The 21,073-nt window shown below is 71.6% G+C and carries 19 protein-coding genes; 13 read left to right on the top strand and 6 right to left on the bottom strand.

The genetic code is table 11. From position 1 onward, the window contains the following. Window positions 1–12: 12 nt before the first annotated feature. The 9 genes from ACIPJ2_RS02250 to ACIPJ2_RS02210 all read left to right on the top strand — a co-directional run bounded on the left by ACIPJ2_RS02250 (window position 13) and on the right by ACIPJ2_RS02210 (window position 11,542). Window positions 13–1,332, top strand: coding sequence for an ABC transporter substrate-binding protein (locus ACIPJ2_RS02250; protein WP_402727363.1), 1,320 nt, complete (start codon window positions 13–15; stop codon window positions 1,330–1,332). Between the two features lie 25 nt (window positions 1,333–1,357). Continuing rightward, window positions 1,358–2,341, top strand: coding sequence for a carbohydrate ABC transporter permease (locus tag ACIPJ2_RS02245; protein ID WP_402727362.1), 984 nt, complete (start codon window positions 1,358–1,360; stop codon window positions 2,339–2,341). Then, on the top strand, window positions 2,338–3,192 hold the full coding sequence (locus ACIPJ2_RS02240; protein ID WP_281266136.1) for a carbohydrate ABC transporter permease: 855 nt from the start codon (window positions 2,338–2,340) through the stop codon (window positions 3,190–3,192). The genes ACIPJ2_RS02245 and ACIPJ2_RS02240 overlap by 4 nt, the downstream gene beginning before the upstream one ends. Continuing rightward, window positions 3,189–3,947: a hypothetical protein gene (locus tag ACIPJ2_RS02235; protein ID WP_402727361.1), complete on the top strand. Its 759-nt coding sequence runs from the start codon at window positions 3,189–3,191 to the stop codon at window positions 3,945–3,947. Before ACIPJ2_RS02240 ends, ACIPJ2_RS02235 begins: the two co-directional genes overlap by 4 nt. Window positions 3,948–3,981: 34 nt before the next feature. Beyond that, window positions 3,982–4,218 (top strand): hypothetical protein, encoded by a 237-nt coding sequence (locus ACIPJ2_RS02230; protein WP_402727360.1) that lies wholly within the window; start codon window positions 3,982–3,984, stop codon window positions 4,216–4,218. A 111-nt stretch (window positions 4,219–4,329) separates the two neighbouring features. Beyond that, window positions 4,330–7,035 carry a hypothetical protein gene (locus ACIPJ2_RS02225; RefSeq protein ID WP_402727359.1) on the top strand — a complete coding sequence of 902 codons (2,706 nt, stop codon included), beginning with the start codon at window positions 4,330–4,332 and terminating at the stop codon, window positions 7,033–7,035. A 37-nt stretch (window positions 7,036–7,072) separates the two neighbouring features. Further along, on the top strand, window positions 7,073–8,758 hold the full coding sequence (locus tag ACIPJ2_RS02220; protein WP_402727358.1) for a bifunctional 3'-5' exonuclease/DNA polymerase: 1,686 nt from the start codon (window positions 7,073–7,075) through the stop codon (window positions 8,756–8,758). Between the two features lie 47 nt (window positions 8,759–8,805). After that, window positions 8,806–9,612 carry a phosphatase PAP2 family protein gene (locus ACIPJ2_RS02215; RefSeq protein WP_402727357.1) on the top strand — a complete coding sequence of 269 codons (807 nt, stop codon included), beginning with the start codon at window positions 8,806–8,808 and terminating at the stop codon, window positions 9,610–9,612. Window positions 9,613–10,042: 430 nt separating this feature from the next. Continuing rightward, on the top strand, window positions 10,043–11,542 hold the full coding sequence (locus ACIPJ2_RS02210) for a protein kinase (protein ID WP_402727356.1): 1,500 nt from the start codon (window positions 10,043–10,045) through the stop codon (window positions 11,540–11,542). A 10-nt stretch (window positions 11,543–11,552) separates the two neighbouring features. Here ACIPJ2_RS02210 and ACIPJ2_RS02205 read toward each other — a convergent pair whose 3' ends face one another. Beyond that, window positions 11,553–12,410 (bottom strand): NmrA family NAD(P)-binding protein, encoded by an 858-nt coding sequence (locus tag ACIPJ2_RS02205; RefSeq protein WP_402727355.1) that lies wholly within the window; start codon window positions 12,408–12,410, stop codon window positions 11,553–11,555. 85 nt (window positions 12,411–12,495) lie between these two features. Here ACIPJ2_RS02205 and ACIPJ2_RS02200 point away from each other — a divergent pair, with 85 nt between their 5' ends. From ACIPJ2_RS02200 to ACIPJ2_RS02190, 3 genes are all read left to right on the top strand, one after another. Beyond that, on the top strand, window positions 12,496–13,167 hold the full coding sequence (locus ACIPJ2_RS02200; RefSeq protein WP_281266129.1) for a TetR/AcrR family transcriptional regulator: 672 nt from the start codon (window positions 12,496–12,498) through the stop codon (window positions 13,165–13,167). A gap of 65 nt (window positions 13,168–13,232) precedes the next feature. After that, window positions 13,233–16,310: a GH92 family glycosyl hydrolase gene (locus ACIPJ2_RS02195; protein ID WP_402727354.1), complete on the top strand. Its 3,078-nt coding sequence runs from the start codon at window positions 13,233–13,235 to the stop codon at window positions 16,308–16,310. A 34-nt stretch (window positions 16,311–16,344) separates the two neighbouring features. Next, entirely contained in the window at window positions 16,345–16,551 is a 207-nt protein-coding gene (locus ACIPJ2_RS02190) for a hypothetical protein (protein ID WP_402727353.1), read from the top strand. 114 nt (window positions 16,552–16,665) lie between these two features. Here ACIPJ2_RS02190 and ACIPJ2_RS02185 read toward each other — a convergent pair whose 3' ends face one another. From ACIPJ2_RS02185 to ACIPJ2_RS02165, 5 genes are all read right to left on the bottom strand, one after another. After that, the gene (locus ACIPJ2_RS02185) at window positions 16,666–17,184 is read right to left on the bottom strand and encodes a GNAT family N-acetyltransferase (protein WP_402727352.1); all 519 of its coding nucleotides are present in this window, start codon (window positions 17,182–17,184) and stop codon (window positions 16,666–16,668) included. Between the two features lie 44 nt (window positions 17,185–17,228). Continuing rightward, complete coding sequence (locus ACIPJ2_RS02180; protein ID WP_402727351.1) at window positions 17,229–18,167, bottom strand: aldo/keto reductase family oxidoreductase; 939 nt, start codon at window positions 18,165–18,167, stop codon at window positions 17,229–17,231. 53 nt (window positions 18,168–18,220) lie between these two features. Continuing rightward, on the bottom strand, window positions 18,221–18,826 hold the full coding sequence (locus ACIPJ2_RS02175) for a hypothetical protein (protein ID WP_402727350.1): 606 nt from the start codon (window positions 18,824–18,826) through the stop codon (window positions 18,221–18,223). Window positions 18,827–18,899: 73 nt separating this feature from the next. Beyond that, window positions 18,900–19,391 carry a diadenosine tetraphosphate hydrolase gene (locus ACIPJ2_RS02170; protein WP_402727349.1) on the bottom strand — a complete coding sequence of 164 codons (492 nt, stop codon included), beginning with the start codon at window positions 19,389–19,391 and terminating at the stop codon, window positions 18,900–18,902. Between the two features lie 52 nt (window positions 19,392–19,443). Continuing rightward, window positions 19,444–20,199: an SDR family NAD(P)-dependent oxidoreductase gene (locus ACIPJ2_RS02165; protein WP_402727348.1), complete on the bottom strand. Its 756-nt coding sequence runs from the start codon at window positions 20,197–20,199 to the stop codon at window positions 19,444–19,446. 35 nt (window positions 20,200–20,234) lie between these two features. On the opposite strand from ACIPJ2_RS02165, the gene ACIPJ2_RS02160 reads away from it, so the two are divergent. Beyond that, complete coding sequence (locus tag ACIPJ2_RS02160; protein ID WP_402727347.1) at window positions 20,235–21,065, top strand: putative RNA methyltransferase; 831 nt, start codon at window positions 20,235–20,237, stop codon at window positions 21,063–21,065. Window positions 21,066–21,073 lie beyond the last annotated feature (8 nt).

Here is a 21,073-nt window from a genome sequence, read left to right as displayed (position 1 = left end):
AAGGACCACCCGATGACCGCACACTTCCCCGCCCGAGGAGCCCGACGCATCCTCCTCGGCGCCGTCGCCGCCCTCGGCGCAGCCGCCCTGCTCGCCGGGTGCTCGACCTCCTCGGGCGCCGCGGGTTCCGGCGGCGACTACGAGAAGGTGTCGAAGGACACCAAGGCGACCCTCGACTACGCCGTCTGGGACGAGAACCAGGTCAAGGCGATCAAGGCCAACATCAAGGGCTTCAACGAGGAGTACCCCGACATCACGGTCAACGTCGACGTCACCCCGTTCGCCAACTACTGGACGAAGCTCCAGACGCAGGGCTCGAGCAACACGCTCCCCGACCTGTTCTGGATGAACGGCCCGAACTTCCAGCTGTACGCGGCCAACGGCAAGATCGCGCCGATCACCGGCGAGGTGAAGGCCGGCGCGATCGACCCGAAGAACTACTCGTCGGCGCTCAACGACCTGTACACGTACGACGGCACCCAGTACGGCGTCCCGAAGGACTTCGACACGATCGGCGTCTGGATGAACAAGTCGCTGTTCGAGCAGGCCGGCGTCGCGATGCCGTCGAAGGACTGGACCTGGGACGACTTCCAGAAGACCGGCGCCGAGCTCTCCGAGAAGCTCAAGGCACAGGGCGCGTACGGTGCCGCCGGCGGCATGGACGGGCAGACGACCTACTACGACACCATCTTCCAGGCAGGCGGATCCGTCCTGAACGACGACGCCACGAAGTCCGAGTACGCGTCGAAGGCGTCCGAGGAGGGCCTGCAGTTCTGGACCGACCTCATCAAGTCGGGTGCGTCGCCCTCGATCAAGCAGCTGACCGACACGACCGCCGACCAGTGGTTCACGTCCGGGAAGCTCGCGATGTACCAGGGCGGCAGCTGGTTCCGCTCGGCGCTGACCGGCACCGACATGGAGAAGGACGTCGTCGTCTACCCGCTGCCGAAGGGCAAGGAGCAGGCGACGGTCATCCACGGCGTCTCGAACGTGGTCGCGGAGGGCAGCAAGAACAAGGCAGCGGCCCAGGCACTGCAGGTGTACCTCGCCGGCAAGACCGCACAGCAGCAGCAGGGCGACATGGGCGCCGTGATCCCGGCCTACACCGGCACGCAGGACGCCTTCACGAAGACGATGCCCGACGCCGACCTGCAGGTCTTCCTCGACGCGGTCGACTACGCCAAGCCGCTGCCCGTCTCGAAGAACACCGCCGCGTGGAACACCCTCGAGACGAACCTGCTCCCGAGTGCGTTCGACGGGTCGAAGCCCGTCGACGAGGTCGCGAAGGACCTCGCCCAGAAGATGGACGCCGCCCTCGGCAAGGAGAAGTGACGCCCCGGCGTCAGGGAGTGACCCGATGACGATCCACACCGAGCAGCACCCCGACACGGCGGCGACACCCGCCGTCGGCCCCGCCCGGACGCAGCACGCGTCCGGGCGGGGCGCCCCCGGCGGTGCCCCCCGCCGCCTGATCCGGACCGACGGTGCATGGCCGTGGCTGTTCGTCCTGCCGCTGCTCATCGGCGTCGGCACGTTCTACATCTGGCCGATCCTCCAGACGTTCTGGTACTCGTTCACCACGTGGGGCGTCTTCGGCGGCGCGACGTTCTCGGGTCTCGCCAACTACGGTCGCCTGCTGTCCGACCCGCAGCTGTACCAGTCGCTGCTCAACACCGTGATCTACACGGCCATCGTGCTCGTCGGCATCCCGATCGCGGTGTGGCTCGCGAGCCTGCTGAACACCCCTGGTCTGCGGTTCGCGCAGTTCTACCGTGTGCTGTTCTTCCTGCCCTACGTCGCGATGCCCGCGGCGATCGCCCTGGTCTGGCGGATCATGTTCAACGGCGACTACGGGATCGTGAACTGGTTCCTCGGGCTGTTCGGCATCGACGGCCCGTACTGGATCTCGACCCCGGGCTTCGCGCTCGTCGCGGTGAGCCTCGTCGGCCTGTGGTCGTCGCTCGGTTTCTCGATGATCATCCTCGGCGCCGGCCTCAAGGACATCCCGCCAGAGCTGTACGAGGCGGCCGAGCTCGACGGCGCCAGTCGCTGGCGCCAGTTCCGCTCCGTGACCGTGCCGCTCCTGACGCCGAGCATCTTCTTCGTGGTCATCGTCACGACGATCTCCAGCTTCCAGCTGTTCGACCTGCTCTACGCCATCCTCGGCAGCACCAACCCGGTGATCCCGAAGACGATGTCACTCGTCTTCTACTTCTACAGCGCCGGGTTCATCGACAACGACAAGGGCTTCGCGGCCGCGATCGCGATGATCATCTTCGTGCTCATCGGCATCGTGACGCTCGTGCAGTTCCGGTTCCAGAAGAAGTGGGTGCAGTCATGACCACCACCACGATCAGGACCGGGAAGCGCCCTGGCCGCCGCGGCGGCTCCCACTGGTGGATCCACGTCGTCCTCGGCATCGGCGGGTTCGCGATGGCGTTCCCGTTCCTGTGGCAGATCATCATGGCGCTGTCCACGAACGCGCAGGTCCAGTCCGTCACCCCGACGTTCTGGCCCGGCGAGCTCCAGTGGCACAACTTCGCCGAGGTCTTCGAGCGCCTGCCGTTCCTCAGCCAGCTCGGCACGTCGGTGTACGTCACGATCATCCGGACGATCGCGCAGATCATCCTGTGCACCTTGGCCGGCTACGCCTTCGCCCGGATGCGGTTTCGCGGTCGCGCGGTGCTGCTCGGGATCGTCCTGTCGATCCTCCTGGTGCCGTCGCAGGTGTACCTGATCTCGCAGTACCAGATCGTGCAGGGGCTCGGCTGGCTCGACACCCTCGCCGGGATCGTCGCGCCCGGTCTGTTCAGTGCGTTCGGCACGTTCCTGATGCGGACCGCGTTCCTCAACATGCCACCGGAGCTCGAAGAGGCGGCGCGCATGGACGGCGCGAACCCGTTCCAGGTGTTCTGGCGGATCATGCTGCCGCTCGCCCGGCCCTCGATCAGCGTGCTCGCGATCACGACGGTGCTGTGGTCGTGGAACGAGCTGCTCTGGCCGCTGGTCGTGTCGACCCGCGCCGAGGACATGCCCCTCGCCGCCGGCCTCGCGACGCTGTCGAGCGACCGGACGATCGACTACCCGGTGCTCATGGCGGCGAGCCTGATGGCGATGGCACCGGTGCTCATCATGTTCATCGTGCTGCAGCGTCGCGTGATCGACGGGCTGGCCTCGTCCGGCCTGAAGTGAGCCGGGAGGCCCTGCCCAGCTCCGTCGCGCTGCTCACGGCCGCCATCGGTCGCCTGCACGACCCGGCGACGCTCGCCGCGCAGCTCGCGTCGAACGTCGCCGACGCCCCGGCCGGGGCGCGGGAGGACCTCGCGATGGCCGCGGTCGACGCGGTGCTGCCACGGACCGCGGCGTGGCTCGTCGCCCATGGTGCGACCCGCGAGCACGCCGCAGCGAGCATCGCGGACGTGGACCGGAAACGCGACCGGTACGGGGTGCGGGGTACGGGGCTGGACTGGTTCTGCGCGGTGGCGACCGGACGCGTGGTGGCCGTGGGGCGCCTCCAGTTCGAACTCGGTGCGCACCTTGCGGACGGTACCCGGTCCTGGGGCGTGCACGTCCCGGAGACCGGCCCGCTCGACCCGGCCGCCTGCGACCGTGCGTTCGCAGCCGCTCCCGACGTCCTCCGCCGGCTCGCACCGGCGCACGTGGCGACGGTGTGGAGCTGCCGGTCGTGGACGCTCGACCCAGGACTGGCCGCCGAACTCGGCCCGGACGCGAACCTCGTGCGCTTCGCCGAGCGCTTCACCCTGCTCCCGCCCGGCGCCCACGACGCGGCAGCGGGGGACGACAGCGCTGCGAAGTTCGTCTTCGGCACGGACCTGGCGAGCGCACGGTCCATCGCGCCGCGCGGTCGCGTCCAGGCCGCGGTCCGGGCCAGGTGGGACGCCGGAGAGCACTGGACCGAGCGCACCGGGACCGCACCGGTCGGGTGAGCCCGCGCACCCGCGGACGAGTACCGTCGCGGACATGAGCGAAGCACCGAAACATCCGCATGGTCCGGACCGCGACCACCTCGACGACGGGGTCGACATGACGTTCGACGAGCGCCGGCACGACACGCTGCGCCGGATGTCCGGCTCCGACGCGCACGACGAGGACCCCCGCGTCGAGGTGCACGAGGAGTCCGACGGCACCGTGCGCATCGACGTCGCCGACACCGCCGCGGTCCGACCGGGCGGAGCAGACCGCAAACAGGAGCGATAGCGACCGGAGTCGCGTGCCGGATGCGCGATATGGCGTTGATATCGGGCGAGTCGTATCGCGTGGCGAAATGCGTCATCTCCGGACGCTCGAACCGCCGATATCTTGCATTTCATGCACGCACTCCGCCCATTTCTGTCCGGAACGCTGATCGCTGCCGCTCTGGTCGCCGTCGTCGCGGGCCCCGTCGTCGTCGCCCCGAGTGCGGCTCTCGCCGGATCCGCCTCGGCGTCCGGCGGTCATCCCGCTGCGGCACCGCCTCGGGTCCTCTTCGCCGAGGACTTCGAGCACGGCGTCGGGTCGTCAGTGGTCATGGTCGACCAGTACGTCGGCTCGAGCGGACAGCGGTACTCGGCCGACCCCGCCTGGATCGACCGCTCCGAGTGCAACGGCATGGTGATGAACTCGCAGGTGCCGAGCGGAGCCTGCCAGAGCGAGGCCGGAGCGATCAGCACCTTCAGTGAGGTCCTCGGGCAGATCAACGGCACCGCGCCGAAGACGAACCACGCCCTGAGTGCGTGGACCCGGTCGCGGAACACTCCGGCGAACGCCGTGCAGTTGCGGACCGTCGGCAGCACGGACATCGGTCGGCCGGGGCGCTTCGTCTCGTTCGGCGTCGATGCGGTCGCGGGGTCCTGCACCTATGCGCACCCCCTCCTCGACTTCGCCCTGGTGGACGGTTCGACGGAACGCCCGGTGAACGCGTCGTCGATCGACCCGTGCTCCTCGGCGGGTTCGACGACCTACCGCGTGGGCGGGTACACCGTCCGGGGCGGGCACTTCGTGTCCGATGCGGCGGTGCTGATGCAGGACCGCTCGCTCGGCTGGGTCATGCGCAACCGGCAGGCGAGCGCCAACGGCAACGACGGCGCGATCGACGCGGTGACCGTGTACGACGCGACGCCGCAGTTGGAGAACGCGTTCGACGGCGCACGACCGTTCGTCGGCGAGACGACGCGCCTGACCTTCACGATCCGGAACACGAGCGAGCTCGGCGCGAAACCCGGATGGTCGTTCACCGAGACGCTCCCGGACGGCCTGGTGCTCGCCCCCGAGCCGGCAGCGACCACGACCTGCGACGCCGGTCGCGTGACGGCGGCCGCTGGCGGGACGACCGTCGAAGCGGTCGGCGGTCTCAGGGCTGGCAGTGCGTCGTGCCAGGTCACCGTCACGGTGACCTCGGACCAGGACGCGACGTACACCGTCGACGCCTCGACGATCAGCGCCCACCGGGGCCTCGACCTGCCGGGTCCTGCCAGCACGACCTTCCTCGCCGAGCAGAACGCCCTCGAGGTGACCGACGCGCCCGTCCTCAGCGGAGGCGACGACGACGGTCTCGCCGGCGTCGGTGCGGAGATCGCGTTCCGGCAGGTCGTGACGAACGCCGGAGTCCGCACCGTGACCGACCTCGTCGTCACCGGCACGAACGGCGACGTCACGTGTGGAGACCGCTCGCTCGACCCGGGCGCGAGCACCACCTGCACCACGCCGGAGCGGACGGTCCGGCAGGACGACGTCGACGCCGGCGCGATCACCGACACCGTCGAGGCGGTCGCGGTGTCCCCTCGTGGCGCGGAGGTCCGAGCGACGGCGGATGCCGAGCAGCCCACCGTACGGCGCGCCCCGGCCATCGGCACCACGATCACGGCGACGATCGGGGCTGCCCGTCCTGGTCCGGACGAGCCTGTCGAGCTGCGCGTGGGCATCGTCAACCCGGGCAACGTCACGCTGCACGACGTCCACGGGTCGATCGACGGGTACGACGACCTGACGGTGCGCTGCCCTGACGCACTCGCCCCCGGCGAGCGTGCCGAGTGTGCCGTCAGCGACCACGCCCTCACGCAGGACGACATCGACGCCGGGGCGCTCGCGTTCACCCACCGCGCCACGGGCATCGACCCGGCGGGAGCGGCCGTCGAGGCCACGGCGACGGACACGGTCGTCGTTCCTCGGGAGTCGTCGATCGTGACCGAGATCACGGCGCACCTGGCTGCATCCGAGCACCCGGTGCCGCTCGCCGGCGACGTCGTGCAATCGGCGATCACCGTCACGAACACGGGAACGACCACGCTCACCGGCCCCGCGTCGACCTTGGCCGGGCACCCGGACCTCGCCGTCGGCTGCCCCACCGACCCGATGGCTCCCGGGGCGACCATCACCTGCACGGTCCAGGAGCTCGTGCTCGGCCAGGAACCGATCGAGCTCGGCGCGGTCGAGCTGGCGGAGACGGCGACCGCCACCGCGCCGGACGGTGTGACGGTGTCCGCGGAGAGCACGATCACCGTCGGACTGGACGCTGCCTCCGGGCTGTTCCTCGGCGCGGAGTGGGCCCCGTCACGGAAGGCGCTCGTGGTGGACGACACCGTCGCGTCCCGGTACCGCGTGGTCAACACGAGCAACCTCGTCATGGACACGGTCACCGTCGGGAGTGCTCGGGCGGGTTCGATCCGGTGCGAGGACGACCGGCTCGAACCGGGCGCTGCGACGTCCTGTCGTGCGGTGACTCCGTACCGGGTCACCGACGGCGACGAGCGTGACGGCGTCATCGCCTTCCAGGCGCAGGCCACCGGGTCGGTCACCCGACCGGACGGCCCGCCGGTCTCACGAGAGGACGTTCCGGGGACGCTCCGCGGACGCTCCGTGCCGGTGGTCTCGAACGAGGTGCGCAAGTCCTTCCAGGTCGCGGCACGACCCGCCGCGGCGGAGCTCGCCTTCACGGGGGCGCCGGGATCGATCGGGGCGCTGGTGGCGGCAGCGCTCGGCCTGGTCCTCGCCGGGACGACGGTGATCGCGCTCCGAGGCCGACCGCGAGGCCGCTGACACGGCGGGGGACGGTGGAGCACGGCATGATCGTTCCGTGCACCTCGTCCTCAGCCGCGTCGACGGCGGCGTCCTCGCCACCCCGCTGACCGACGCTGGGACCACCGAGGGCGAGCCGGTGCACCTGCGCGAGTCGGACCTCCCGGCCTTCGTCGCGGACCGCGAGTCCGCCGGCGTGCGCTGGGTGTGGGACGACACCGCGCGGTGGTACCCGGCCGTGCTCGCAGCCGGCGGCCGCGTCGCCCGCTGCGTCGACCTGCGGCTGTGCCACCGGATCCTCCGCGGCGCGCTCGCCGCCCGTGGGTCCGACCTGCAGGCAGCCCCGCTCGGGCCGTGGGACGCCGCGGCGCCACAGGAGCGGGTCCAGCGTGCGACGCAGGCGCAGCTGTTCGACGACGCGCTGTTCGACGTGGCGGCTCCGGCCAACGCGGCCGACCCGGTCGCCGAGCTGCGCGCGCAGCTCGCAGCCGTGGCGGGATCGCCCGGCGCCGGAGCGCTCCGGCTGCTCCTCGCCGCGGAGTCCGCCGGGACGCTCGTCGCCGCCGAGATGCGCTTCGCGGGGTTGCCGTGGCGTGCCGACGTCCACGAACGACTGCTCGAGGACACGCTCGGCCCGCGTGTGCCGTACGGGGTCCGGCCACGACGGCTCGAGGAGATCGCCGTGGTCCTGCGCGACCGGCTCGACGACCCGGCCCTGAACCCGGACTCGCCCGCCGACGTGCTCCGGTCCCTGCGGCGGGCCGGGCTCGTGGTGGACAGCACCCGGAAGTGGGAGCTCCAACGCCTGGAGCACCCGGCGATCGAACCGCTGCTCGAGTACAAGCGGCTGTACCGGCTGCTCACCGCGAACGGCTGGTCCTGGCTCGACGAGTGGGTGCAGGACGGCCGGTTCCACCCGGAGTACGCCGTCGGGGGTGTCGTCACCGGACGCTGGGCGGCGAACGGCGGTGGGGCGATGCAGCTGCCGAAGGCGATCCGGAGCGCCGTGGTCGCCGACGACGGGTGGAAGCTCGTCGTGGCCGATGCCGCACAGCTCGAGCCCCGGGTGCTCGCCGCGATGGCCGGCGACCTCGCGATGGCGTCGGCGGGCAACGGGCGCGACCTCTACGACGGGGTCGTCGCGTCCGGCGCCGTGGAGACCCGGCAGCAGGCGAAGGGCGCGATGCTGGGTGCGATGTACGGCGCCACCCAGGGCGAGGGCGGCCGGTTGGTCCCACGGCTCGCCAGGGCGTTCCCGCGGGCGCTGGACCTGGTCGAGCGCGCGGCGCGGGCAGGGGAGCGCGGCGAGCCGGTGACCACGCGGCTCGGGCGGACGTCGCCGATCCCGGAGCGGGCCTGGTTCGAGGCGAAGAACTTGGCGTGGTCGGTCGAGGGCACCCCGGCGATGCAGCGTTCCGTCGAGTCGCGAGCCCGCAGCTGGGGGCGGTTCACCCGGAACTTCGTGGTGCAGGGCACCGCGGCGGAGTGGGCACTGTCGTGGATGGCCTCCCTCCGGACCCGGCTCGCCGCGCGCGCCCGGGGGCCGGTTCGGGACACGGCGCACCTGGTGTTCTTCGTGCACGACGAGATCGTCCTGCACGTGCCGGAGGCCGACGCGGCCTGGGTCGCCGAGCAGGTCGAGGCGGCCGCCGCGGACGCCGGGCGGATCCTGTTCGGGTCGTTCCCGATCACGTTCCCGCTGTCCGTCGCGGTGGTCGACGACTACGGCAGCGCGAAGGACTGACGACGGGCCGACGCGCCGCGCACATCGTCCTCGGGCAGGGTGGACCGATGGACGACGAAGCAGCACGTACCGAGGAACGGTCGGTCGGCGACGTCGACCTGACCACCTGGCGGACACGCGCCGGGCGGGCGTCCGCCACCGTGTGGACGCGACTGGGCGACCGCTTCGGTGCGCTGCCCCTGCTGATCGTCACCCTCGTCATCGGGATCGGCATCGCCGCGGTGTGCACGTGGATCGCCTCCGAGGTCTACGACGCCGTCCGGGAAGCGGACGACGTCGCCGTGCTCGACCGCCCGGTGCTCGACTGGATGATGACGCTCCGATCGCCTGGCCTCAACACCGCCGTGACCTGGTGGACCAACGTCGCGGGCACGATCGGGATGCCGATCGTCGCGCTCGGGTTCCTCGTCGGCTTCACGATCCAGCGCCGGGCCTGGACCCCGGTGGTGCTCCTCGTCGCCGCGAGCGCCGGATCGCTGCTCATGACGATCGCGGGCAAGGACCTCATCGGGCGTGCGCGTCCCCCGCTCGCCGACGCCGTCCCGCCGTACGAGCACTCTCCGTCGTTCCCGTCCGGGCACACCCTGAACGCGACGGTCGTCGTCGGCACGATCGTGTACCTGCTGCTGCTCCGTGCGTCCCGGCGCGTGACCCGGGTCTGGACGGTGGTCCTCGGTGCGGTGTTCGTCGTGTCGATCGGGCTGTCGCGCGTGTACCTGGGGCACCACTGGCTGACCGACGTGCTCGCGGCGTGGGCCCTCGGGCTGGCGTGGCTCGCGCTCGTGATCACCGCCCACCGGCTGTACCTCACCGCCGTCCACCGCGGCCCCGGCGATATCCACAGGGCTTCGTGAGCGCTCGCGGATCGCGCGAGGATCAAGGGGTCGGCCGGGAATCCAGGCGAAGCCCGGTCGAACTCGAAGAAGCACGAGAAAAGCCCCCGGCAGCAACCGGGGGCTGATCTCACCTCGTGAAGAGGTCAGTGGTCTGAGTTGCGTAGTAACTCGAACCGCCTCGGTGTTCGAGTGTACGCGACCCTCCGGCCATCCGGTAGGGGAGCTCGGACCGCGGTCTCCTGCCCTGGGAATGGAGGCCGGCGATGGCGAGACATCGGCATCGTGACGGCGATCGTGGGCGGTTCGTCCTCGTGCTCGAGATCCTCGGGCTGTTGACGGCACTCGCGACCCTCGCGGGTGCGATCCTGCGGTTGCTGTAGGTCAGCGGGGTGGCTCCGGGCAGCCGGAGTCACCCCGTCCGTCAGGAACAGCCGATAGGTTGCCCGGCATGGAAGAACGGCTCTTCGGCGGCAGGTACCGGGTCACGGGCACGCTCGGTCACGGTGGGATGGCGTCCGTGTACCGCGCGGTCGACGAGCAGCTCGGCCGCGAGGTCGCGGTCAAGGTGTTCCGGATGGGCCCCGTCGACCACGGGGAGCGGGCGCGTGCCGAGGCGGAGATCCAGGTCCTCGCGGGCCTCAGGAGCCCGGCGCTCGTCACGCTGTACGACGCGGCCCTCGACGATGCCGACGGCGACTCGTACCTCGTGATGGAGCTCGTCCCCGGCAGCGACCTCGCCACGCGGCTCCGCGAAGGGCCCCTCGACCGTCCCACCACCGCCCGCGTCGGCGCCCAGGTCGCTGACGGCCTCGCCGCCGTGCACGCGCAGGGCATCGTGCACCGCGACGTGAAGCCCGCGAACGTGCTCCTCGAAGCCGACGGCTCGCACGTCAAGCTCGCCGACTTCGGCATCGCGCTGCTCCGCGACGCCGCCCGGGTCACCGGGACCGGCACAGTCATGGGGACGGCCGCCTACCTGGCACCGGAGCAGGTGACCGCCCAGGGGATCAGCGGGAAGTCCGACGTCTACTCGCTCGGACTCGTGCTCCTGGAGTGCCTGTCGGGTCGCATGCCCTTCCCCGGCAGCGCCGTCGAGTCCGCCACCGCGCGGCTCACGCGCTCGCCGGAGATCGACCCCGCCCTGCCCACGGCCTGGCGCGTGCTCCTGCACGTCATGACGGCGACCGACCCGGCCGAGCGGCCGTCCGCCACCGAGGCGGCCGAACGACTGCGCGCACTCTCGTACGACGACGGAGCGCCCGCCACCCAGCTCCTGCCTGGAGGCCCTGGCACCCTGACGGCGGCGGCTGCGGCCGCCGGAGTGGCCGGCGCTGTCGCTGGGGCCGAGACCGCGCGAGCGGCGCAGGCCGACGTCGCGACGCAGGCGATGCCCGCGAGCCGGCCCGCGGACGACGCGACGCGCGTGCTGCCGGCGAGCACGGCCTCCAGTCCGTCTGGTCCGGACGACGTGGCGACCACCGTGCTCGGCGCACAGCGCGGATCGGGTGGTCCGACCGGCGGAGGCGGCGCACCCGTGTCGGCCCCACCCGTGTCGTCGGAGCCCCCGGTGGAGAAGCGCCGTCGCGGCCTGGTGATCACGCTCGTGATCGTCGGGGTGCTCGTGCTCGCCGGCATCGTGGCCGCGGTGCTCGCGCTCGGCGGGGGCGACGAGACGCCCGCGCCGACGGAGTCGAGCTCGACGGCGCCGACCGAGCAGCCGAGCGACGAGCCGTCGCAGCCCGAGGAGCAGCCGTCGCAGGAGCCCGTGCAGCCCCAGCCGTCCGAGCCCGTCGAACCGGAGCCCTCGCAGCCGGTCGAACCGTCGCAGCCCACCGAGCCCTCGAACGGGCCGGAGCCGTCGGTGCAGCCCACGCTCCCGGTGCAGACCCCGCTCAGCAACAGCGGCCCCGGCAACTCCGAGAACGCCCCCGGCCACGACAAGGGCTGACGGGCCGGCGTCAGGCCAGCGTGCGCTCGATGATCGCCCTGATCGACACCGGCTCGCGGCCGAGCAGCTGGGCGAGCAGTGGGTCGACCTCGTCGAACTCGCCGGCACGGGCGCCGCGGAACATGCCGAGCATCATCTGCGCCGCGGCGTCGGGCATGCCGGCGGCGGTCTGCCGGGCGAGCCACTCGTCGTCGGCGATCACGGTGCGGCGGACGGTCGTGCCGGTGACCTCGGACAGGGTCCGGGCGACGTCCTCGAAGGTCACGGCCTCGGCCGCCGTGAGTGCTGGTGTCGGCCCGTCGAACGTCGGGCCGTCGGTGAGCAGGACCGCGTCCGCGAGGGCCAGGTCCTCGCGAGCGGTCCACGAGATCGGGCCGTCCTCGGGCAGGAGCAACTCGCCCGTCTCCGTGGCGCCGGCGATGAGCCAGCCGACGGTGTGCGCGTAGAAGCCGTTGCGGAGCGAGGTCCACGGCGTGCCGATCTCGGCGAGTGCGGCCTCGGTGTGGGCGTGGTCGACCGAGAACGCGACGGGCGAGTCTGCCTTGGTGTTCTGGTGGGCCGTGTAGAAGACGCGTTCGGCGCCGGCGTCCGCCGCAGCCCGAGCGGCTGCCGCGTGCATGGCGACGCCGTCGGGCCCGAGCGTCGAGCCGGAGACGACGAGCACGCGGTCGGCGCCCTCGAAGGCGCGGGCCAGCGATGCGGGGTCGGCGAAGTCACCCGTCCGGACGCGCACGCCCCTCGCGGCGAGGTCGGCGGCCTTGGCGGTGTCGCGGACGCTGACGCCGATCTGGTCCGCCGGCATGCGGTCGAGCAGTGCGCGGACGGTGGCGGAGCCGAGTGCTCCGGTGGCGCCGGTGACGATGATCATGGGGACAACCCTTCGTTATCGTTGGAAACGCCGAGAGCGTAACACTGTAAACACAGCGCTAACAAGCATCCGTTATCGTTGATCCATGACCGACTCCGTCCGTGATCGCATCGTCGACGCCGCCGCCGATCTGCTCGCCGACGTCGGGCCGGCCGGGGTCACCACACGAGCCGTCGCGGCCGCGGCCGGGGTGCAGGCGCCGACGATCTACCGACAGTTCGGCGACAAGGACGGTCTGCTCGAGGCCGTCGCCGACCGTGTCTTCGCCGCATACGTCGCCGGCAAGACGGTTCCGGACGACGTCGACCCCGTCGAGCACCTCCGCGACTCGTTCGACGCACACATCGCGTTCGGGCTCGCCAACCCCGGGCTGACGGCGCTGTTCTCGGACCCGCTGCGCTCGCACTCGACGACCGAGGACCAGGGGATCGCGGTCCTCCGTGAGCGCATCCACCGCGTGGCGCTCGCCGGACGGCTCCGGGTCCCCGAGCCTCGCGCGGTGTCGCTCGTGCACGCCATCGGGGTCGGCGTCGTCCTCGACCTGATCGGCACGCCGGCCGAGGAGCGTGACCCGGCGCTCGTCGCTGCGGCGTGGGATGCGCTGGCGTTCGCGATCCTGACGGCGGCGCCGGAGGTCGATCACGGGTCGCACGCCGCGGCGGTGCAGCTCGCCGCTGATGACGACGCGCTCGCCGCCCTGTCGCCGTCGGAGCGGGCGCTGATGCGCGACTGGCTCGCCCGGATCGCCGACGCCTGAGCGCGAGACGCGCGCGCCGGCGGCAACGGGTTTCGTCCATCCGCTGGAGCAAATAGGGTGGGAGCGTGCGAGAACTGCAACGGAGCGGTGGCCCGACGACGGCCGTCGCCGCGAAGAACGGTGTCGGCTTCACGTCCCTCGAGGCGTTCCTGGTGGACGAGCCGGAAGCGATCGTGCCCGGGTTCGCCGGGCGGACGATCGAGTCCGGCGACGAGCTCTCGTGGGTGTGGTTCCCCGAGCGGACCCTCCCGGACGGCGGGTCAGAGCCCGAGGAACAGGACCTCGACCACTTCTGGGACGCCACGGCGTTCACGCTCGACATCGTCTTCGACGACGGCACCCGGCTCAGCGAGCAGGCAGCGGACCAGTACGGCGACGCGCTGACCCCGGAGGCGCAGGACACCGCCCGCAAGGCCTGGGTCGACCAGTGGAACCGTCGGGCGGTGGACCTCACGCCGTTCGCGGGTCGGGCCGTCGACCGCCTGGAGGCCCGGCTCGGCTCCGGCGCGCCGGTCACCGGGCTCCGTGGGTGGCTCGACGACGTCCGGATCGAGCAGCCTCGGCGTCCCTCGGCGTCCCGCCCCCTCGACCACGTCCGCACGACCCGCGGCACGCAGGCGTCCTCCCGGTTCTCCCGCGGCAACAACGCCCCGCTCGTCGGGCTCCCGCACGGCGGCGTGTTCGGGCTGCCGATGACCGACGCGGCGAGCAACCGGTGGCCGTACGCGTACCAGGAGCACAACCGGGCGAGCGACAACCGCCCCGCGATCCAGGCCTTCGCCACGAGCCACATCCCGTCGCCGTGGATGGGGGACCGCGGGGTCTTCCAGGTGATGCCGTCCCCGCTCGGGTCGCCGGACGTCGACCGTGTCGCACGGGCACTGGCGTTCGCCCACGACGACGAGCTCGACGGCCCGCACCGCTACCGTGTGGCGCTCGAGCACGGCGTCACCGCGGAGATGACCCCAGGCGAGTTCGCCCTGGGCTTCCGCTTCACCGGCACGAGGAGCATCGTGCTCGACCACCACGGCCGGGTGCTCGAGTCCACCGTGCGCATCGAGCACGGCACCGCGATCGTGGAGGCGCACCTCGACGATCGACCCGGCACGCCCCCGCACTTCGTGCACGTCCGGGTGCCCGGCGCGACGGCGGACCACACGACCACCACGGACCAGCAGCTCCGCGGCTGGATCGCCGTCGAGGGGGACACCGACGTGCTCCTCGGCATCTCGACGGTCTCGTACGAGGACGCCCGCGCGAACCTCGACGCCGCCGGTCCCTTCGACGCGATGCGCGAGCGGGCCGAGCGGGAGTGGGACGAGAAGCTCGCGACGCTCGACGTCGACGGTGCCACCGAGGACCAGCTGACCTCGATCTACTCGGGCCTCTACCGGTTGTTCCTCTACCCGAACCGCGCCGGTGAGACGGCCCTGACGGGTGCGCCGCACTACCGCTCCCCGTACGGCGACGTCCTCGCCGAACCGATCCGCGACGAGCCGGGGCCGGAGATCGTCGACGGTGCGATGACCACCACGAACGGCTTCTGGGACACCTACCGCACCGCGTGGCCGCTCCTCGGGCTCCTCACCCCGGACACCGCTGGCGAGCTCGCGCAGGGCTTCGTCCAGCACTTCCACGACGGCGGCTGGACCCCGCGGTGGAGCGCCCCCGGCGCTGAGGACTGCATGACCGGCACGACGAGCGACACCGTCTTCGGGGACCTGCTGTCGAAGGGTGTCGACGGGTTCGACCTGGAGCAGGCGTACCGGAGCGCCGTGAAGAACGCGACCGTCCCGCCGCGTGACGAGCGTGTCGGACGGAAGGGGAGCCTCCCGGGTGCCTTCCGCGGCCACGTCGACACCGACACCTCCGAGGGGATGTCCTGGACCCTCGACGCCGCGATCAACGACTGGAGCGTCTCGGTCATGGCGACCGCCCTGGCGGACCGGACCACCGACGCCGCGGAACGCGAGCGGTACACGGCAGAGGCGGAGTGGCTCGCCCGTCGGTCCTTGCAGTACCGGAACGTGTTCGACCGTCGCCGCGGGTTCTTCATCGGGCGGACGCCCGACGGGCGGTGGCGCGAGGGCGAGGGCTACGACCCGGACCAGTGGGGCGGCGACTACACCGAGACGAACGCCTGGGGCACGATGTTCACCGCCCCGCACGACGGCGCCGGCATCGTCGACCTGCACGGCGGGCCGGAGGGCTTCGACGCCGCGATCGACCGGTTCTTCGCGACGCAGGAGACCGGCGCGACCGACCGAGCCGGACACTACGGCGTCCCGATCCACGAGATGACCGAGGCCCGCGACGTCCGGATCGGCATGCTCGGGCTGTCGAACCAGCCGGCGCACCACATCCCGTTCTTCCCGATGTTCACCGGGCGCCACGACGACGCCCACCGCGTCGTCCGCGAGGCACTCGACCGGCTCTTCGTCGGCTCCGACCTCGGGCAGGGCTACCCGGGCGACGAGGACAACGGCGAGATGAGCGCCTGGTACGTCTTCGCCACCATCGGCCTGTACCCGTTGGCACCGGCCAGTGGTTCCTACGTGATCGTGCCGCCGTCGGTCCGGCGCGCGGTGCTGCGACCCCCGGGAGGCTCGTCCACCGTCATCGAGACCACTCGCGCTGGTCGGTTCGTCGCCTCGGTCACCGTCGACGGCTCGCCCTGGACGTCCGTCAGCATCCCGCACGCGGTCGTGGTCGGCGCATCGTCGATCGTCGTCGAGCTGTCCGAGACGCCCACCGGTTGGGCGTCGGACACGCGCCCCGTCTCGGCGTCCGACGTGCACGGCTACCGCGACACCCCGACGGACGTCCTCCCCGTGCGGTCGTCTGCGCTGACGGACGACACCGGACGGACGGTGACGGCGCTCGCCGCGGGGACGACCGTGTCGTTCGACGTGTCGATCGAGTCGGCGTCGCTCTACACGGTGACCGCAGCGGCGCCGGGGACCTACTCGTGGCAGGTCGCGCTCGGGTCGTCCTCGGTCGACGTCACCGACGCCGTGTTCGAGTGGGCAGGCCAGACCCGGGTGTTCCCGATCACCGGCGGTGGGGCGTCGTTCGCGTTCACCGCCGGAACGGACGTGGAGCTGACCCAGCTGGAACTCATGGCTGCCGACGGGCGGCTCTGAGGCGCTGCTCATGCGGGACGGGCATGCTCGTCCCATGTCGATGAGCAGCGCGTTCGATCCCTCGCAGGGCCGCGCCATCCCCGAAGACCAGGTGTCCGAGAACGGCCTCGAGCTCGACGAGGACCCGGCGCACGGGCTGGACATCGAGGTCGAGGTCGTCAGCGGTGCCGCTGCCGACCCGGCTGCGCCGTCCCTGTTCCTCGCCCCGATCCCGGGTCCGTCTCCGTCCGACCCGGAGTAGCAGAACTCTGCGGTGATCGCACCCGCACACGAACATCGCACTCCGTCGTGACGGGGTGCGATGTTCGCCAGGGGGTGCAACCCCGGTCGGAGCTTGGGGCGCCGCTCATGCTGCTCAGGACGGCTCGACGCGGTACTTGAAACCGACGTGGGAGCCCGTGAAGCCGAGGCGCTCGTAGAACCGGTGGGCGTCCGTGCGTGCGGCGTCGGACGTCAGCTGCACGAGGGACGTGCCGAGCGCGGGTGCGGCGACGTCGGTCACCCATCGCATCATGGCGCTCCCGATGCCGCTCGACCGGAGGGCGGACGAGACGCGCACGGCCTCGACGAGCAGCCGGGTCGATCCCCGCCGGGCCATGCCGGGGATCCGGGTGAGCTGCATCGTCCCCACGACCGAGCCCGCCGCGTCGACGACGACGAGCAGCACGTTCGCGGGGTCCTCGACGATCGCGAGGAGAGCGGCAGCGTAGGCCTCCCGGTCACCCGCAGCGGCGACGTCCCCGCGCGCGGCGCTGATCGGGTCGTCCGACAGCAGCGCCATCAGCGCGTCGAGGTCGTCGGGCACCGCGGAGCGCAGCGTGAACGAGCCGGCGTGAGCGGACAGCGGAACGGGCAGGGTGAGATCGTCGAGCACGATCCCACCCTGCCCGTTCGCAGGTGGTTCAGGGAACAGGTGGTTCAGGGAACGGTGTGCCCGGCGGCGGTCAGGACGCGGTACCACTCCTCGCGCGAGAGCTCGACGTCCGAGCCGGCGGCCGAGTCCCGCACGCGCTGCGGGTTCGTCGTGCCGAGGACGACCTGGAAGTGCGCGGGGTGCCGGGTGATCCACGCGACGGCGATGCCCGTCGGGGTGACCCCGTGCGCCGATGCGAGCTCCCTGAGCACGTCATTGAGCTCCGCGTACTGCTCGCGGTCGCCGAGGAAGACCCCGTCGAAGAAGCCCTTCTGGAACGGCGACCAGGCCTGCGGGGTGATGTCGTGCAGGCGAGAGTAGTTGAGGATGTCGTTGTCGCGGTCGATCGACTGGTCCAGGCCGCCCATGTTCGCCGCGAGGCCCTGCGTGATGACGTTCGCGTGCGTGATGCTCAGCTGCACCTGGTTGAAGGCGAGCGGCCGCGTGACGAACTTCTTCAGGAGCTCGACCTGCCCGGGGGTGTGGTTCGAGACGCCGAAGTGGTGGACCTTGCCGGCGGTGTGCAACTCGTCGAACGCCTTCGCGACCTCTTCCGGCTCGACGAGGGCGTCGGGGCGGTGCAGCAGCAGGACGTCGATGTAGTCCGTGCGGAGCGCCGCGAGCGACTCCTCCACGGACTCCATGATGTGGTCGTACGAGAAGTCGAAGTACGCGCCGTGGTCCGTCGGGCGGATGCCGACCTTCGTCTGCAGCTGGATGGCGGCACGCTCGGACGATGACAGCGTGACCGCGGCACCGAAGCGCTCCTCGCAGCCGTGCCACCCGCCGTAGACCGCGGCGTGGTCGAACATCGTCACGCCCGCGTCGCGCGAGGCCGTGTAGAGCGAGCGGATGTCCTCGTCGCTCATGTCGTTGATCCGCATCAGGCCGACGATGACGTCGGATGCGGTGAGGTCCGTCTGTGGCAACTCCAGTGTCTTCACGTCCTCGATCCTGCCAGGACCCGGCGCGGACAACGAGGTCCTGGCCGTACCTCTCAGGCGCGCAGGGTCGCCACGACGGTGGGTTCCGAGCCGGCCCAGGTCGCCGTGAGCGTCTCACCGTCGGGCAGGGGCGTCCCGACGACCCGCACGATGACGAGGTCCCCGATCGAGGTCAGCGCGCCGTCGGTCGTCGGCGAGGCCACGTGCACCGTCGGCGACGACGATGCGGAGCCACTGCCGACCGCCGACCCGAGCGACGGCGGCGGGGCGTCGGACGCGACGGCTGCCTCCAGGCGGGCCTCATGCCCGCCGGTGGCGATCGCACGACGGAGGACGTCCGCGTACACGGGGTCGCCCGCGGCGTCGTACACCCAGCGTCGACCGAGCACGGAGTGGTCCATCTCGGTGATCAGGAAGTCAGACGCGCCGGCGAGCGGGGCGCCGCGGTAGGTGAGCGGCACGTGCAGGACCGGGCCCTCCCCGACGTGCACGAGGTACGTCTCCACGCCGACCTCGCCGTCCGGGTCGTCGAACCGGAAGCGCCCGTCGACGACGACCTCGGCGCCGGGTTCGACCCCGCTCCACGGCTGATCGGGCAGCCACCCGCCGATCGCCTCGGTCTTCGACGGACGGAGTTCGGCGTTGTGGATGACGGCCATGAGCCGAAACTAGTGGACGGAGAAGCCGCCGTCGGCAGCGCCGTGGTCGCGTCGAGGCGCCACCTGACCGACGTCATCCGCTGATGCGCACCGTGTCAGCGTTCGCGAGGACATCGAGCTCAGTCGTGATGCGCGCGCGCAGTCCGGCGTGTTCGGTGCCGAGCGCGGTCCGAGGGTCGAGCCACCGATCGGGCTCGTAGAGCCAGACCGGACGGGTCACCAACGACGGAGGCTCCCATTCGTACCGCGGCCAGATGTGGGCGTGGACGAACGCGTCCGCGTTGCCGAGCACGTCGAGATTCACCCGTCGGAACGCCGGGTCGATCGCCCGGCATGCGCGCTCGACAGCGGTGGCGAGCAGATCGGCATCCGCCAGGAACTGCACTCGGTCACCTCGGGGCATGTCGGCGAGGGCGGTGACCGATGGATCCTTCCCGAGCAGCACGCAGTAGCCGGGAAGGAACTGCGCGTCCCCGATGACCGCGAAGCCGCCGGTAAGCTCGGCCAGTACTGTCGGGTTCTCGCCGCGATGTGCCGCTCCGATGCGGTCTCCACGCCAATCCACGGAACAAACCTACTCATCGCCCGCGCGCTCGCGACCCACGACGAGACACGTTCTAGTGGACGGAGAAGCCGCCGTCGACGGCGATCGACTGCCCCGTGACGTAGGCAGACCCGGGCCCGGCGAGAAAGACCGCCGCCGCCGCGAAGTCCGAGGCCAGGCCGTTCCGTCCGACGAGCGTGCGCGCTGCCAGGCGCTCGACGGTCGCCGGGTCCGAGCTGAGCCGTCGGTTCAGCGGCGTCTGCACGAACCCGGGCACGAGGACGTTCGAGGTGACCCCCTGCCCGGACCAGGCTTCTGCCTGGGACCTGGCCAGTGCCTCCAGCCCGGCCTTGGAGACCCCGTACGCGCCGCTGGCGGCGAAGGGGCGGTGGGCCTGCTGCGAGCTGATGCCGATGATCCGGCCGTACCCGCGCGCCGCCATGCCGGGCGCGAGGCGCTGCCCGAGAACGAACGGGGCATCGAGGTTCACGGCCATCGTGGTGTCCCACGTGTCCTCGTCGAGGTCGGGCATCGGTGGCCGCAGGTTGATCCCCGCGGAGTTGACGAGGACGTCGACGTCCCCGACGACATCGGCGAGCGCGTGTGCTCCGCCGCGGGTCGACAGGTCCGCGACGACGCCGTCGGCGGCGCCTCCTGCCGCGCGGACCTCCGCGACGGCCTCGTCGATGGTCGCCGCCGTCCGGGCAGCGACGAGCACGTGGGCTCCGGCGTCGGCCAGCGCCCCGGCGATCGCCCGCCCGATGCCCGAGCTGCCGCCGGTGACGAGTGCGGTGCGTCCGTCGAGACCGAAGAGCTGCTGCAGCGACATCCGGCCAGGCTACCGACGCCCGTACGCTGGACGGCGTGCGTGACGACCTGCTCCCCGTGCTCGCCTGCCCCGTGTGCACCGAGCCGCTGTCGCGGACGGGGGCGGGCCAGGCCGGCTGCACGAACGGGCACCGCTTCGACGAGGCGAAGCAGGGCCACCTGACGCTCCTGCCGACGAAGCGCCGCGCGCTCACCGCGGACACGCCGGAGATGGTCGACGCCCGCATCCGGTTCCTGGGTCGCGGGCACTACGCACCGGTCGAGCGGGCGCTCGCCGCGGTGGTCGCGTCCGCCGCCGCACCCGGCATCGTCCTCGACGTCGGTTCCGGTCCGGGGACCTACCTGGCCCATGCGCTGCGCGCGGCGGACGGGAGGCTCGGGGTGGCGTTGGACCTGTCGCCCGTCGCGATCCGACGGGCGGCTCGCATGTCCGTGGTGGCGGGCGCAGTGGTCGGTGACGTCACGGAGCGGCTGCCGATCGTCGACGGCGCTTCCGCGGTCGTCCTCGACGTGTTCGCCCCGCGGAACCAGCGCGAGTACGCCCGGGTCCTGCACGAGGACGGCGTGCTCGTCGTCGTCACGCCACGCACCGGGCACCTGGCCGAACTCGCCGAGGCGACGATCAGCGTCGACCCCGAGAAGGAACGGCGGTTGCACGATTCGCTCACGCCGTCGTTCGTGCTGCGCTCGTCCGAGGACCTGACCTGGACGATGGACCTGTCCGCCGAGGACGTCCACGACGTCGTGCACATGGGCCCGAGCCACCACCACGTCGCTCCCGACGCGGTCTTCGCCCCGAAGACGGTCACCGCCGCCGTGACGGTGTCGACCTGGGCGCCGGAGACAGGTTCCCGTTCCGCGAGGTGACGAATCCG

Origin of the sequence: Curtobacterium sp. NPDC090217 (assembly GCF_044746705.1) — a bacterium.
Classification (GTDB): Bacteria; Actinomycetota; Actinomycetes; order Actinomycetales; family Microbacteriaceae; genus Curtobacterium.
The sequence above is the reverse complement of the archived record's forward strand: the minus strand, read 5'-3'. Positions and strand labels throughout refer to the sequence as shown.

What these genes read in the sequence shown, in the direction of transcription:
- ACIPJ2_RS02250 (WP_402727363.1), top strand. Translation starts at nt 13, where the DNA reads ATGACCGCACACTTCCCCGCCCGAGGAGCCCGACGCATCCTCCTCGGC.
- ACIPJ2_RS02230 (WP_402727360.1), top strand. Translation starts at nt 3,982, where the DNA reads ATGAGCGAAGCACCGAAACATCCGCATGGTCCGGACCGCGACCACCTC.
- ACIPJ2_RS02175 (WP_402727350.1), bottom strand. Translation starts at nt 18,826, where the DNA reads ATGGCCGTCATCCACAACGCCGAACTCCGTCCGTCGAAGACCGAGGCG.
- ACIPJ2_RS02190 (WP_402727353.1), top strand. Translation starts at nt 16,345, where the DNA reads ATGTCGATGAGCAGCGCGTTCGATCCCTCGCAGGGCCGCGCCATCCCC.
- ACIPJ2_RS02245 (WP_402727362.1), top strand. Translation starts at nt 1,358, where the DNA reads ATGACGATCCACACCGAGCAGCACCCCGACACGGCGGCGACACCCGCC.
- ACIPJ2_RS02205 (WP_402727355.1), bottom strand. Translation starts at nt 12,410, where the DNA reads ATGATCATCGTCACCGGCGCCACCGGAGCACTCGGCTCCGCCACCGTC.
- ACIPJ2_RS02200 (WP_281266129.1), top strand. Translation starts at nt 12,496, where the DNA reads ATGACCGACTCCGTCCGTGATCGCATCGTCGACGCCGCCGCCGATCTG.
- ACIPJ2_RS02210 (WP_402727356.1), top strand. Translation starts at nt 10,043, where the DNA reads ATGGAAGAACGGCTCTTCGGCGGCAGGTACCGGGTCACGGGCACGCTC.
- ACIPJ2_RS02215 (WP_402727357.1), top strand. Translation starts at nt 8,806, where the DNA reads ATGGACGACGAAGCAGCACGTACCGAGGAACGGTCGGTCGGCGACGTC.
- ACIPJ2_RS02240 (WP_281266136.1), top strand. Translation starts at nt 2,338, where the DNA reads ATGACCACCACCACGATCAGGACCGGGAAGCGCCCTGGCCGCCGCGGC.
- ACIPJ2_RS02225 (WP_402727359.1), top strand. Translation starts at nt 4,330, where the DNA reads ATGCACGCACTCCGCCCATTTCTGTCCGGAACGCTGATCGCTGCCGCT.
- ACIPJ2_RS02165 (WP_402727348.1), bottom strand. Translation starts at nt 20,199, where the DNA reads ATGTCGCTGCAGCAGCTCTTCGGTCTCGACGGACGCACCGCACTCGTC.